Source organism: Streptomyces cucumeris, from assembly GCF_024295805.1.
In the GTDB taxonomy this organism is placed as follows: domain Bacteria; phylum Actinomycetota; class Actinomycetes; order Streptomycetales; family Streptomycetaceae; genus Streptomyces; species Streptomyces cucumeris.
Genome location: NZ_JANCLX010000004.1, coordinates 64,731 through 79,688, shown reverse-complemented (window position 1 = coordinate 79,688; position 14,958 = coordinate 64,731). Strand labels below are relative to the sequence as shown.

Annotated in this window: 1 protein-coding gene; it reads left to right on the top strand. The window is 73.9% G+C overall.

The window, feature by feature from the left end:
- Window positions 1-12 precede the first annotated feature (12 nt).
- Window positions 13-14,889: a non-ribosomal peptide synthetase gene (locus NMK44_RS07330; RefSeq protein ID WP_254739614.1), complete on the top strand. Its 14,877-nt coding sequence runs from the start codon at window positions 13-15 to the stop codon at window positions 14,887-14,889.
- The last annotated feature ends 69 nt before the right edge of the window (window positions 14,890-14,958 follow it).

The following is a 14,958-nucleotide window of genomic DNA, read 5'->3' as shown; positions in this document are numbered from 1 at the left end:
GGACACAGCGAAGTGACGAAGCCGGGCTTCGTGGACGTGTGGCCGCTGTCCCCGCTCCAGAAGGGCATGCTCTTCCACGCCCTCTACGAGGAGCACAGCGCGGATGTCTACGTCATCCAGATGGCCCTCGACCTGCGCCGGGACGTGGACGCCGGACGGCTGCGCGACGCCGTGGCGACGGTGCTGCGGCGCCATGACAACCTGCGGGCCAGCTTCCGCAACCGCACCAGCGGGGAGCCGGTGCAGGTGATCCTGCGCGAGGCCGGACCCGACTGGTCCGCGCACGATCTGCGCGAGGTCGCCGACGCGGACCGGGAGGCGGAGCTCGCCCGGCTGCTGGAGGCGGACCGCACCCGCCGGTTCGACCTGGCCCGTCCGCCGCTGCGGTTCTCGCTGGTGCGGCTGGCCGACGCCGAGTACCGGTTCGTCTTCACCGCCCACCACATCCTGCTGGACGGCTGGTCCATGCCGCTGGTGCTGGGCGAGTTGATGGCCCTCTACACCAGCGGCGGCGACGAGACGGCGCTGCCGCCGGTCGCCCCCTACCGCGACTACCTGGCCTGGCTGGCCCGGCAGGACCGGGGTGAGGCGGAGGAGGCGTGGCGGGACGCGCTGGCCGGTCTGGACGGGCCGACGCTGGTGGCGCCGCCCGATCCGGCGCGCGGCCCGGCGCTGCCCGCCACGCTGATCGAGGAGGTGGACGCGGAGCTGTCGGCGCGACTCGCGCGGCGGGCCCGCGCCCACGGGCTGACGCTCAACAGCGTGGTGCAGACCGCCTGGGGGCTGGTGCTGGCCGGGCTGACCGGCCGGGACGACGTGGTGTTCGGCGAGACCGTCTCGGGCCGGCCCCCGGAGCTGCCGGGGGTGGAGTCCATGGTGGGGCTGTTCATCAACACCCTGCCGGTGCGGCTGCGCATCGATCCGCAGCGGCCGCTGGCCGAGCTCATGCGCGGGCTCCAGGACCGGCAGAGCGAACTCATCGCGTACAAGCACCTGGGGCTGGCGGAGATCCAGCAACTGGTCGGCGGCGGCGAGCTGTTCGACGCCATCACCATCTTCGCCAACTACCCGATCGACACCGACACCCTGAAGAACTCCGCCGAGGGCATCGGGGCGGTGGCCGCCACCACCGTGGACGCCACCCACTACACCCTCAACCTGGAGGGCACGGTCCGCGGCGAGCGGATGACGGTCCGGCTGGACCACCGCCCCGACCTGTTCGCGGACGGCGCCGGACGGGAGATCCTGGACCGCTTCCTCGCCGTCCTGGCCGCGTTCGCCGAGGATCCGGGGCGGCCCGCCGGGTCCGTACCGGCCTTCACCCCCGAGGACCGGGCCCGGCTGGTGACCGCCCGGCCCGCCATGCCCGAGTCCGTGGCGGCGGAGGGCGGCGGCGCACCGCGCACCGAGCGCGAGAGGGCGCTGTGCGGGCTGTTCGCCGAGGTGCTGGGGGTGGACTGGGTCGGTGTCCACGACAGCTTCTTCGAACGGGGCGGGGACAGCATCTCCTCGATCCAGCTCGCCCACCGCGCCCGCAAGGCGGGTGTGGAGATCACCCTGCGGGAGATCTTCGAGCACCGCACGGTGGCCCGGCTCGCCGCCCTGGACCCCGGCCCCCGGCAGCCCGCCGTGCGGGCCGAGGACGGTGTCGGCGAGGTCGTGCCCACCCCGATCATGCGCTGGCAGCAGGCCCGCGGCGGTCCGGTGGACGCGTTCAACCAGACCATGACCCTGCCGGTCCCGGCCGGGCTGGACGAGGAGCGGATACGGGCCGCCGTCCAGGCGCTGCTGGACCGGCACGACGCGCTGCGGTTGCGGCTCACCCGCGCCCCCGGCGCCGACTGGGCCCTCACCGTGGCCCCGGTGGGCGCCGTACGGGCGGAGGACTGCGTCCGCCGCACCGAGGACCCCGACGACGCGGACGAACTGCTCGCCGCCATGGGGCGGCTGGCCCCGGAGGACGGCCGGATGCTCCAGGCCGTCTGGTACGACGCCGGGGCAGCCCCGGGACGGCTCACCGTGATCGCCCACCACCTGGTCGTGGACGGGGTCTCCTGGCGGGTGCTGCTGCCCGATCTGGAGGCGGCGTTCGACGCGCTCACCGACGGCAAGACCCCCGAACTGGAGCCGGTGGGCACCTCGTTCCGCCGCTGGACACAGGCTTTGGCCGAGAACGCCACCACGCCGGAGCGTGTCGCCGAACTCCCGCTGTGGCGCGCGATCGCCGCCACCGAGGACCCCGCGCTCACCGACCGGCCGCTGGACCCGGTCCGCGATGTGATCGGCGCGGCACGGCAGTTGACGCTCACCCTGCCCGCCGAGGTGGCCGAACCGCTGCTGGGCCGGGTGCCCGCCGCGTACCACACCGGGATCAACGAGGTGCTGCTCACCGGTCTCGCGCTGGCCGTCGCCCGCTGGCGGCGCGAGCGCGGCCGGGGCGACGGTTCGGCGGTGCTGGTCGGCCTGGAGGGCCACGGCCGCGAGGAGATCGCCGAGGGCATCGACCTCTCCCGTACCGTCGGCTGGTTCACCAGCCTCTTCCCGGTGGCCCTGGACCCCGGCGCACTGCCGGAGGACGAGCTGTGGACCGGCGGCCGGGCCCTGGACACCGCCCTGAAGACCGTCAAGGAGCAGCTACGCGCCATCCCCGGCAAGGGGCTCGGCTACGGGCTGCTGCGCCACCTCAACCCCGGGACCGGCCCGGAGCTGGCCGCCTTCGCCGAACCCCAGATCGGCTTCAACTACCTGGGCCGGATGGGCGAGGCGGACGCCGGTGACGCGGCCGCCGCCGACACCGTGACGGTGCGCGACCTCACCGGGGCGGGCGACCCCGCGATGCCCCTGGGCTACGCCCTGGAGGTCAACGCCGCCGCCCTGGACTACCCCGACGGCCGGCGGCTGGTGGCCTCCTGGACCTTCTCCGCCGAACTGCTCACCGAGGCGGAGGTCGGCGAGGTCGCCCGGCTGTGGTTCGACGCGCTGCGCGCCCTGGCCGTGGCCGCCGATCGGCCGGACGCGGGCGGGCTCACCCCCTCCGATCTGCCGCTGGTGGCCATCGGACAGGACGAGATCGACCGGCTGGCTGCGGCACCCGGTGGCCTCGCCGACGTCCTGCCGCTCTCCCCGCTCCAGCAGGGACTGCTGTTCCACTCCGTCTACGACGAGTCGGCGCCCGACGTCTACACCATCCAGTCCGCCCTGGAACTCCACGGCCCGCTGGATGTGGCGGCCCTGCGCACCGCCACCGGCACCCTGCTGCGCCGCCACGCCAATCTGCGCGCCGCGTTCCTCACCTCCGCGTCCGGCCACGCCCTCCAGGTCGTGCCCCGCGAGGCCGAGGTGCCCTGGACCGAGGTGGACCTCGGCGGTCTCGACGGCGAGGCGCAAGGGGCGGAACTGGACCGGCTGCTGGCCGCCGACCGCGCCGAGCGGTTCGATCCGACCGTGCCCCCGCTGCTGCGCTGCACCCTGGTCCGGCTCGGCGCGGACCGGCATCGCTTCGTGCTCACCGTGCACCACATCGCGGTGGACGGCTGGTCGATGCCGCTGCTCATCGGGGAGCTGTTCGAGCTGTACGGGCGCGGCGGCGAGGACACCGGGCTGCCCCCGGCCGTTCCGTACCGCGACTATCTGGCCTGGCTGGCGGCGCGGGACCGCACGGTGTCCGAGGATGCCTGGCGGGCCGCGCTGGACGGGGTCACCGAACCGACGCTGCTGCGGGGCGACGCCCCCGCGGACCGTGCCCCCGCCGCGCCGGAGCGCTGGACCCAGGAGCTGCCCGCGGAGCTGAGCGCCGGGCTGCTGACCGCCGCCCGGACGCACGGGCTGACCGTCAACACCCTGGTGCAGACCGCGTGGGGTGTGGTGCTCGGCGCGCTCACCGGCCGCGAGGACGTGGTGTTCGGCTCGACGGTGTCCGGACGCCCGCCGGAGCTGCCCGGTGTGGAATCCATGATCGGGCTGTTCATCAACACCCTGCCGGTACGGGTGGACACCCGGCCCGGGGAGAGCCTCGCCGAGGCGGCCACCCGGCTCCAGACCCGGCAGTCCGGGCTGCTGGCCCACCAGTACCTGGGCCTGGCCGACCTCCAGAAGCTCACCGGCACCGGTGAACTCTTCGACACCCTGGTGGTGTTCGAGAACTATCCCGTGGACGCGGAGACCCTGGAGTCCACCGCCCGTGACCTCGGGGTCGTCGACGCCGACGTCCGGGACGCGGTGCACTACCCGCTGGGGCTGCTGGCCGCCCAGCGCGGGGACGAACTGACCCTCACCTGGTCCCACCGCCCCGACCTGCTGGACGCGGCGGAGGTCCGGACCCTGGCCGGGCGGTATCTGCGGGTGCTGGAGGCGTTCGCCGCCGACCCCGCCACGCCCGTCGGACGGATCGATCTGCGCACCGCAGAAGAGCGGACGGCCGAGTCCGGCGAACCTCTCGCCGAGGCCGGGGCGCTCGTCGCCGAGGCCGGGGCGCGCACCCTCACCGAGGTCTTCGAGGCCACCGCCGCGGCCGGCCCCGACGCCACCGCCGTGGTGTACGGGGACACCGCGCTCGGCTATGCCGAACTGAACGCGCGCGCCAACCGGCTGGCCCACGAGCTGATCGCCCATGGCGCCGGACCCGAGCGGCTGGTGGCGCTGGCGCTGCCGCGCTCGGCGGAGACCGTCGTGGCGCTGCTGGCCGTCCTCAAGTCGGGCGCGGCCTATCTGCCGCTCGACCCGGACTACCCGGCCGACCGGCTGGCCTACATGGTCGGCGACGCGGCGCCCGCGCTGGTGGTCACCACCACCGGCGCCGCACCGGAGACGCTGCCCGCGGGGGTGCCGGTCCTGGCCCTGGACGACCCGGCGGTCCGGGCGGAGCTGGCCGGGCGCCCCGCCACCGACCCCACCGACGCCGACCGCACCGCGGCCCTCACCCCGGACTCCCCGGCGTACGTCATCTACACCTCGGGTTCCACCGGCCGCCCCAAGGGTGTGGTGGTCCCGCACCGCAATGTGGTGCGGCTGTTCACCGCCACCGACCCCTGGTTCGGCTTCGGCCCGGACGACGTGTGGACGATGTTCCACTCCTACGCCTTCGACTTCTCGGTGTGGGAGATCTGGGGCCCGCTGCTGCACGGCGGACGGCTGGTCGTGGTCGACCACGCCGTCAGCCGTTCCCCCGAAGCCTTCCTGGAACTGCTGGTCCGCGAGCGGGTCACCGTGCTCAGCCAGACGCCGTCCGCCTTCCACCAGCTCATGGCCGCCGACTGGGACAACCCTGCCCTCGGCGACCAACTGGCCCTGCGCACCGTCGTCTTCGGCGGTGAGGCGCTGGACCCGCGGCGGCTGGAGGAGTGGTACCGGCGGCACGACGACACCGCGCCCCGGCTGGTCAACATGTACGGGATCACCGAGACCACCGTGCACGTCAGCCATGCCGCCCTGGACCGGGCGGGCGCCGCCGCCGCGGCCGGCAGTGTCATCGGCGAGGCCATCCCCGATCTGCGGGTGCACCTCCTGGACACCGCGCTGCGGCCGGTGCTGCCCGGCGCGCCGGGCGAGATGTACATCGCCGGGGCCGGACCGGCCCGTGGCTACCTCGGCCGCCCGGACCTCACCGCGGGCCGCTTCGTGGCCGACCCCTACGGCCCGCCCGGGAGCCGGATGTACCGCTCGGGCGATCTGGCCCGCCGGGGTCCGGACGGACAGCTCGAATACCTGGGGCGCGCCGACGACCAGGTGAAGATCCGCGGCTTCCGTATCGAACCCGGTGAGATCGAGGCCGTGCTCGCCGGACATCCGGCGGTCGGCCAGGTGGCGGTGCGGGTCCGCGAGGACCGGCCGGGCCACCGGCTGCTGGCCGCCTATGTGGTGCCCGCCGCGGGCCGTACGGCGGACGCGGGCGCGCTGCGGGACCACGCGGCCGCCGCGCTGCCGGACCATATGGTCCCGGCCGCGTTCGTCACCCTCGACGCGCTGCCGCTGACCGTCAACGGCAAGCTGGATCACCGGGCGCTGCCCGCACCGGAGTTCGGCACGGAGGGGGAGGGCGACCGGGCGCCGCGCACCCCGGCCGAGGAGACGCTGTGCGCGCTCTTCGCCGAGGTGCTGGGCGTCGCGTCGGTCGGGGTCGACGACAGCTTCTTCGAGCTGGGCGGCGACAGCATCATCTCCATCCAGCTCGTCAGCCGGGCCCGTGCGGAGGGGCTGCGGTTCAGCCCGCGCGATGTGTTCGCGCACCGTACGGTGGCCGCGCTGGCCGCGGCCGTCGCCGTGCCCGACACCACCGGGGGAGCGGCCGCCGGGGCGCCCGTCTCCGACGGCGTCGGCGAGGTCCCGCTCACCCCGATCATCCACTGGCTGCGTGAACGCGGCGGCACCATCGACCAGTTCAACCAGACCATGTCGATGCCGGTACCGTCCGGCACCACCCTGGACACCGTGCGCACCGCGCTCCAGGCGGTCCTGGACCACCATGACGCGCTGCGGATGACCCTGACCCGGATCGCGGACGACATCGGCTGGTCGCTGGAGACCGCGCCGCCCGGCGCCGTACGGGCCGGGGACTGTCTGCGCCGGGTGGACGCCGCCGCGCTGGTGCGCGCCGGGCTCACCGAGGACGGGCTCGACGCCCGGGCCGCCGAGGAGATCGCCGCCGCCCAGGGCGAACTCGCCCCCGACGAGGGCCGGATGGTGCGGGCCGTGTGGTTCGACGCCGGACCCGACGCCCCCGGCCAGCTTGCCGTCATCGCCCACCACCTGGTGGTCGACGGGGTGTCCTGGCGGATCCTGCTGCCCGATCTCCAGGCCGCCCTGGACACGCTGCGCGCGGGACGTCCGGTCGCCCTCGACCCCGTCGGCACCTCCTTCCGCCGCTGGTCCCGGCAGCTCACCGAGGCCGCCGGGGAGCCGGAGCGGATGCGCGAGGTGGCGCTGTGGCGGCAGACCCTCACCGGCCCCGACCCCCTGCTGACCGATGAACCGCTGGACCCGGCCCGCGACACCATGGGCACCGCGGCCATGCTGCGCTTCACCCTTCCCGCCGAGGTGACCGGACCGCTGCTGGGCCGGGTGCCCGCCGCGTTCCGCGCCGGGGTCAACGACGTGCTGCTCACCGCGCTCGCCCTCGCCGTCGCCGGATGGCGGCGCGCCACCGGACGCGGAGCGGGCCCGGAGGTGCTGATCGACCTCGAGGGCCACGGCCGCGAGGAGATCGTGCCGGGCGCCGATCTGTCCCGTACGGTCGGCTGGTTCACCAGCCTCTACCCGGTACGGCTGGACGCGGGCGAGCTCACCGCGGCGGAGCTCGCCGCCGCCGGCCCGGCCGTCGGCGGTGCGCTCAAACGGGTCAAGGAACGGCTGCGCGCCATCCCCGACAACGGCGTCGGCTACGGTCTGCTGCGCCATCTCAACCCGCAGACCGCCCGCGCCCTCGGCCGGTTCGCCGAACCCCAGATCGGCTTCAACTACCTGGGACGGCTGGGCGAGGCACCGGACACGGAGGTCCTGGAGGAGCCGGAGGCCGCGGGCGACCTGTCGTCCGTCGCCGACGCGGCCATGCCTCTGCCGCACACCCTCGACCTCACCGCGACCGCCGTCAGTCACCCCGACGGCCCGCGCCTGGTGGCCAACTGGGTGTATCCCACCCGGCTGCTGGAGGAGTCCGACGTACGGGAGCTGGCCCGCGCCTGGTTCCGCGCGCTGCGCGCCCTGGTGGCACACGCCGGACGCCCCGAGGGCGGTGGACTCACCCCATCCGATCTGCCGCTGGCCGACCTCGGCCAGGACGAGATCGACCGGCTGGAGGCCGCGCACCCCGGCGGTCTGGCCGATGTCCTCCCGCTCTCCCCGCTCCAGGAGGGGCTGCTCTTCCATGCCCTCTACGACGAGCGCGGGGCCGATGTCTACAACGTCCAGATGGCGCTGGACCTGCGCGGTGAGCTGGACCCCGCCGTCCTGCGCGACGCCGCCCGCACGGTGCTGCGCCGCCATGACAACCTGCGCGCCGCCTTCCGCACCGGTGCCCGAGGACAGTCCCTCCAGACGATTCCGCACACGGTGGAACCGCCCTGGACCGAGGTGGACCTCAGCGGACTGGACGAGGCCGGACGCGCCGCGGCGCTGGACCGGCTGCTCGCCGACGACCTGGCCGCCCGGTTCGATCTGCGGCGGCCCCCGCTGCTGCGGTTCACCCTGGTCCGGCTCGGCGAGGACGCCCACCGGCTGCTCTTCACCAACCACCACATCCTGCTCGACGGCTGGTCCGGACCGCTGGTGATGGCCGAGCTGTTCGAGCTGTACGGACGGCGCGGTGACGCCTCGGGGCTGCCCGAGGTGACCCCGTACCGCGACCACCTGGCCTGGCTGGCCGCACAGGACCGGCCGGCCGCCGAGGACGCCTGGCGCACCGCGCTGGCCGGGGTGGACGAGCCGACCCTCGTCGCCCCCGCCGACCCGGGCCGCCGCCCGGTGCGGTCCGAGGCGTGGGAGGGCGCGCTGACGGCGGAGGCCGTGGCGGCGCTCACCGCGCGCGCCCGCCGCCACGGGCTGACCAAGAACACCGTGGTGCAGGCCGCGTGGGGACTGCTGCTGTGCTCCGCCACCGGCCGGGACGATGTGCTGTTCGGCGAGACGGTGAACGGCCGGCCCGCCGAACTCCCCGGCGTCGAGACCATGGTGGGCCTGTTCATCAACACCCTCCCGGTGCGGGTGACCGTCGAGCGCGGGGACACCCTGCTGGACGTGGCGACCCGGCTCCAGGACCGGCAGCTCGACCTGATGCCGCACAAGTACCTGGGGCTCACCGACATCCAGCGGCTGGTGGACGTCGGCGGGGCGCTGTTCGACACCTCGACCGCCTTCGAGAACTTCCCGGTGGACTCCGGCGGTCTTGCCGAGGCCGCCCAGGGACTCGGGGTCGTGGACGCCGAGATCCAGGACGGTACGCACTATCCGCTCCAGCTCGCCGTCACCGACACCGCGCACGCCCTCACCCTCAAACTGGACCACCGCCCCGACCTCTTCGACGCGACGGAGGCACGGGCGCTCGGGGAGCGGCTGGTACGGCTGCTGGAGGCGTTCGCCGAGGACCCGGAGCGACCGGTGGCCGCCGTCGATCCGCTGTCGGCGGAGGAACGGGACCGGCTGGCACGGTGGACCGATACCGGTGGCGCCGTCGCACCGGCGACGTTCCCGGAGTTGTTCGCGGAGCGGGTGGCGGTGTCGCCGGATGCGGTGGCGGTGGAGTCGGCCGGGGTGGCGTTGTCGTATGCGGAGTTGGATGCGTGTGCGGGGGTGCTTGCGGGGCGGTTGGCCGTGGCGGGTGTGGGTGCGGAGGATGTGGTGGCCCTGGTGTTGGGGCGTTCGGTGGAGTCGGTGGTGGCGTCGCTTGCGGTGATGCGGGTGGGTGCGGCGTATCTGCCGGTGGATCCGGATTATCCGGCGGAGCGGGTGGCGTTCATGCTGGATGACGCCCGTCCGGTGGTGGTGCTGACCACGGAGGCGTATGCGGGTGTGGTGCCCGACGGCCACACCGTCGTGCTGCTCGATGGGGACGAGGAGTTGTCGGTCGCCGCGCCCGAGGTGGCGGTGGCGCTCGACGCTCCGGCGTATGTCATCTACACCTCGGGTTCGACGGGTGTGCCCAAGGGTGTGGTGGTCTCGCACCGTGGGCTCGCTGCTTTTGCGGCGGCTGAGCGGGAGCGGTTCGTGGTGACGGCGGAGAGCCGGGTGTTGCAGTTCTCCTCGCCGAGTTTCGATGCCTCGGTGCTGGAGCTGTGCATGGCGCTGACGGCCGGTGCCACGCTGGTCGTTCCGGAGCCCGGTCCGCTCGCGGGTGAACCCCTCGCCGACGTGCTCGCCTCCCGTCGGGTGACCCATGCCCTGATCCCCCCGGCCGCCCTCGCGACCGTCCCCGCCACCGGACTGCCGGACTTCCGGTGTCTGGTGGTGGGCGGTGAGGCGTGCCCGGCGGAGCTGGTGGAGCGGTGGGCGCCGGGGCGCCGGATGGTGAACGCCTACGGCCCGACGGAGTCCACCGTCATGGTGACCACCAGCGGTGCGCTGAGCGCCGACACCGGGCTTCCGCCAATCGGCACACCCCTGCCCGGCACCCGGGCCTATGTGCTGGACGGTGCGTTGCGGCTGGCTCCGCCGGGGGTGGCGGGTGAGCTGTATGTGGCGGGTCCGGGTCTTGCGCGGGGTTATCTGCGGCGGGCGGCGCTGACGGCGGAGCGGTTCACCGCGGATCCGTTCGGCCCGTCCGGGTCGCGGATGTATCGCACGGGGGATGTGGCGCGCTGGCGGGCGGACGGTCAGTTGGAGTTCGTGGGCCGCGCCGATGACCAGGTGAAGATCCGGGGCTTCCGGATCGAACTCGGCGAGATCGAGACCCGGCTCGCCGGACACCCCGCCGTCGAGCAGGCCGCCGTGGTGGTCCGGGAGGACCGTCCCGGTGACCGCAGGCTCGTCGGCTACGCGGTGGCCGGTCCGTCCGTCACCCCCGCCGCGCTGCGCGGCCACCTCGCGGATGAACTGCCCGGCTATATGGTCCCCGCGGCCGTCGTGGTGCTGGACGCCCTGCCGCTGACGTCGAACGGCAAACTGGACCGCAAGGCCCTGCCGGTGCCGGAGTACGGCGCGGCCGGGGAGCGGCGCGCGCCCCGCGACCCCAGCGAGGAGACCCTGTGCGGACTCTTCGCGGAGGTGCTGGGGATCGAGCCGCCCGGGATCGACGACGGCTTCTTCGACCTCGGCGGCCATTCGCTGCTGGCGACCCGGCTGGTCAACCGGATCCGCACCGAGCTGGCCGCCGAACTCCCGGTGCGGGCCGTCTTCGAGGCGCCGACCGTCGCCGCCCTGGCCGGACGGCTGGCCGGGGCCGGCGGGGCACGCGAGGAACTGCGCCCGGTGGACCGGCCGTCGGTGGTCCCGCTGTCCTACGCCCAGCGCAGGCTGTGGTTCATCAACCAGGTCGAGGGCGGTGGCGGCTACAACATCCCGCTCGCGGTGACCCTGCGGGGCGAGCTGGACGCCGCCGCGCTGCGCGCCGCGCTCGCGGACGTGGTGACCCGGCACGAGAGCCTGCGGACCGTCTTCCCGGTGTCCGACGGCGTACCGTCCCAGCACGTCCTGGCGCCCGGTGAGGTGACCCTCGCCCTGGAGGTGACCGACACCGGCCGGGCGGGGCTCGACCGGACCCTGGAGGCCGAGGCGCGGCGGGACTTCGACCTGGCGGCCGACATCCCGCTGCGGGCCCGGCTGCTGCGGCTGGCGCCCGACGAGCACGTCCTGCTGTTGGTGCTGCACCACATCGCCGGGGACGGCGGATCGCTGGCCCCGCTCGTCCGCGACCTGGGCACCGGCTACCGCGCCCGGTGCGAGGGGCGGGCGCCGCAGTTTCCGCCGCTGCCCGTCCAGTACGCCGACTACGCCCTGTGGCAGCGGCGGACCCTGGGCAGCGAGGACGATCCGGACAGTGCGGTCGGGCGGCAGCTCGACCACTGGCGGCGGACCCTGGCCGGACTGCCCGAGGAGCTGGGCCTGCCGCTGGACCGGCAGCGCACCGCCGGGGCCGGGGCGAGCGGCGGTACGGTGCCGGTCGTCCTGCCCGAGGGGCTGGCCGCCGGGCTCACCGGGCTGGCCCGGCGCACCGGGGCGAGTCTGTTCATGGTGTTCCAGGCGGCGGTGTCCGCACTGCTGACCCGGCTCGGCGGGGGGACGGACATCCCGCTGGGCACGGTGGTGGCGGGCCGGACCGACGCGGCGCTGGAGGATCTGGTCGGCTTCTTCGTCAACACGCTGGTGCTGCGCACCGACACCTCCGGCGACCCCGGTTTCCGGGAGCTGGTGGAGCGGGTGAGGACGGCGGACCTCGCGGCCTTCGCCCACCAGGACGTGCCGTTCGAGCGGCTGGTGGAGGAGCTGAGCCCGGTCCGTTCGCTGTCCCGCAACCCGCTGTTCCAGGTGGCGATCAGCTACCAGAACAACGAGAGCGCCGATCTGGAGCTGCCGGGTCTTACGGCCGTGCCGTACCCGCTGGACTCCGCACGCGCCAAGTTCGACCTGACCTTCGGCTTCAGCGAGGAGCCGGGGACGGATGGCTCAGGTCCGGTGCTGGGCGCGGGGATCGAGTTCAACGCCGCGCTCTTCGACCGGACGACGGTCGAGACCATGGCCGGGCGGCTGGTGCGGCTGCTGACGGCGGCGGTCGCCGATCCGGAACGGCCGCTGGCCCGGCTGGGGCTGATGTCGGCCGACGAGCGGGCGCGGCTGCTGCCCGGGACGGAGGAGGACACGGTTCCGGCGGGCACGGTGGTCTCGCACTTCGAGGCACGTGCGGTGAACACCCCTGGGGCCATCGCCGTGATCGCGGACGGGGTGAGTCTCGACTACGCCGGACTCAACGCCCGCGCCAATGTCCTGGCCCACCGCCTCATCGCGCTGGGGGTCCGGCCCGACGACCGGGTGGCACTCCTCCAGGAGCGTTCGGTGGAGCTGGTGGTCGCCACGCTCGCCGTGCTCAAGGCGGGAGCGGCGTATGTACCGCTGGACTCCCGCGCGCCGAGGGCGCGGCTGGAGACCATCGTGGCGGAGACCCGCGCGGGCGTGCTGCTGACCGACCGGGCCATGGCCGGGGTGGAGTTCACCCACACCGCGCGGGTGCTGGTGGTGGACGGAGACGGTGACGGAGCCGGGCCGGACGGTGCGGCCGGCGGTGGCGCGGACAACCCGGACGTACCACTGCTGGCGGGCCAGTTGGCCTATCTGATGTACACCTCCGGTTCCACGGGCAGGCCCAAGGGCATCGCCGTCAGCCATGCGGACGTGGTGGCGCTGGCCGCCGACGGCCGGTGGCGGGGCGGGGCGCACGACCGGGTGCTGGTGCACTCGCCGCACGCCTTCGACGCCTCGACGTACGAGCTGTGGGCGCCGCTGCTCGGCGGTGGTACCGCCGTGGTGGCCGCGCCGGGGCAGCTCGACGCGGCCCGGCTGCGCGGCCACGCCGAACGGGACGGGCTGACCGCGGTGTTCCTGACCACCGCACTGTTCAACCTGATGGCCGAGGAGGACCCGGGCTGCTTCGCCGGTCTGGCGCAGGTGTGGACCGGCGGTGAGCAGGTGTCGCCCGGTGCCTTCCGGCGGGTGCTGGACGCCTGCCCGGACACCGGTCTGGTGCATGTCTACGGACCCACCGAGACCACCACCTTCGCCACCTGCCATCCCGTGCGCGATGCGTACCGGACGGGGGAGACCGTGCCGATCGGCCGGGCCATGGACCGGATGCGGGTCTATGTCCTGGACGAGCGGCTGGGGCTCGCCCTGCCGGGCGTGGTGGGCGAACTGTACGTGGCGGGCGCCGGAGTGGCGCGCGGCTACGCGGATCTGCCCGGCCTCACGGCCGAGCGGTTCACCGCCGATCCGTACGGACCGCCCGGCTCCCGGATGTACCGCACCGGTGACCTGGTGCGCTGGGACGACGGGGGGCGGGTGGAGTTCGTCGGCCGGGCCGATCACCAGGTGAAGATCCGCGGTCTGCGGATCGAACTCGGCGAGATCGAGGCCGCGGTGGCCGCCGGTCCGGAGGTCGCCCAGGTGACGGTGGTGGTCCAGGAGGACCGGCCGGGCGCCAAGAAGCTGGTGGCGTACCTGGTGCCCACGGCGGGCCGGGGCGAGGTGGACGTCCGGGCGGTGCGTGAGCGGGTGGCCGCGGCGCTGCCGGAGTACATGGTGCCGGACGCCTTCGTCACCCTCGCCGCGCTGCCGCTCACCCCCAACGGCAAGGTGGACCGTACGGCGCTGCCGGTGCCCGATTTCGGATCGTCCGCCGGTGCCGGCCGCGGACCGCGCACCCCCCGTGAGGAGCTGCTGTGCTCGCTCTTCGCCGAACTGCTGCGGGTGCCGAGGGTCGGGATCGACGACAACTTCTTCGAGCTCGGCGGCGACAGCATCGTCTCCATCCAGCTCGTCAGCCGGATCCGCGCGGTGTTCGGCGCGGAGGTCTCCAACCGGGCCGTCTTCCAGGCCCCCACGGTGGCCGAACTGATCGCGCTGATGGGCCAGGGGGACTCCGCGGGCGGTGACACCGGCTTCGAGGTGGTGCTGCCGCTGCGCACCGCCGGGGACCGGCCGCCGCTGTTCTGTGTGCACCCGGTCGGCGGTGTGAGCTGGATGTACGCGGGGCTGCTCCGCCACCTCCCCGCCGACCAGCCGGTCTACGGCATCCAGGCCCGTGGTGTGGCCCGCGAGGAGCCACTGCCCGGCTCGATCGCGGAGATGGCGGCGGACTACGTCGAGCAGATCCGCGCCATCCGGCCGCACGGCCCGTACCACCTGCTGGGCTGGTCGATGGGGGCGCTGGTGGCCCATGAGATGGCGGTCCGGCTGCGCCGGGAGGGCGAGGAGGTCGGACTGCTGGCCAACCTCGACCAGCCGCCCATGCCGCGCGAGGAGTTCGACGACGCGTTCGTGGCGGCGGACGAACAGAAGGTGCTGGCGGTGCTGCTGGACTTCGCCGGACACGACCCGAGGGCGTTCGGGACCGGCCCGCTGGAGTACGCGGCGGTCATGGAGGTGCTGCGGGCCGAGGGCAGCGCCCTGGCCACCTTCGAGGAGCGGGACATCCTCCGTATCGGCCGGGTCAACAACAACAACTGGGAGCTGACGCTCGGCCATGAGCCCGGGGTCTACGACGGCGACGTGACGCTGTTCGTGGCCACCGAGTCCGAGGACTTCCCCGGTGACCCCGCGGGCAAGGTGGCGAGCTGGACCGACCGGCTCACCCCGTACGTCGACGGGGGGATGACGACCCATGAGGTGGACTGCGAACACCGGCAGCTCCTCCAGCCCGGACCGCTGGCCGAAATCGGCCGTGTGGTGCGGGAGATCCTGGATCGAATTTCCTGAACCAGGAATTACTTCGAGTATTCGTTCGGGTAGCTTTCGGGTCAATGGACGTCATTCCCTGACCCATTC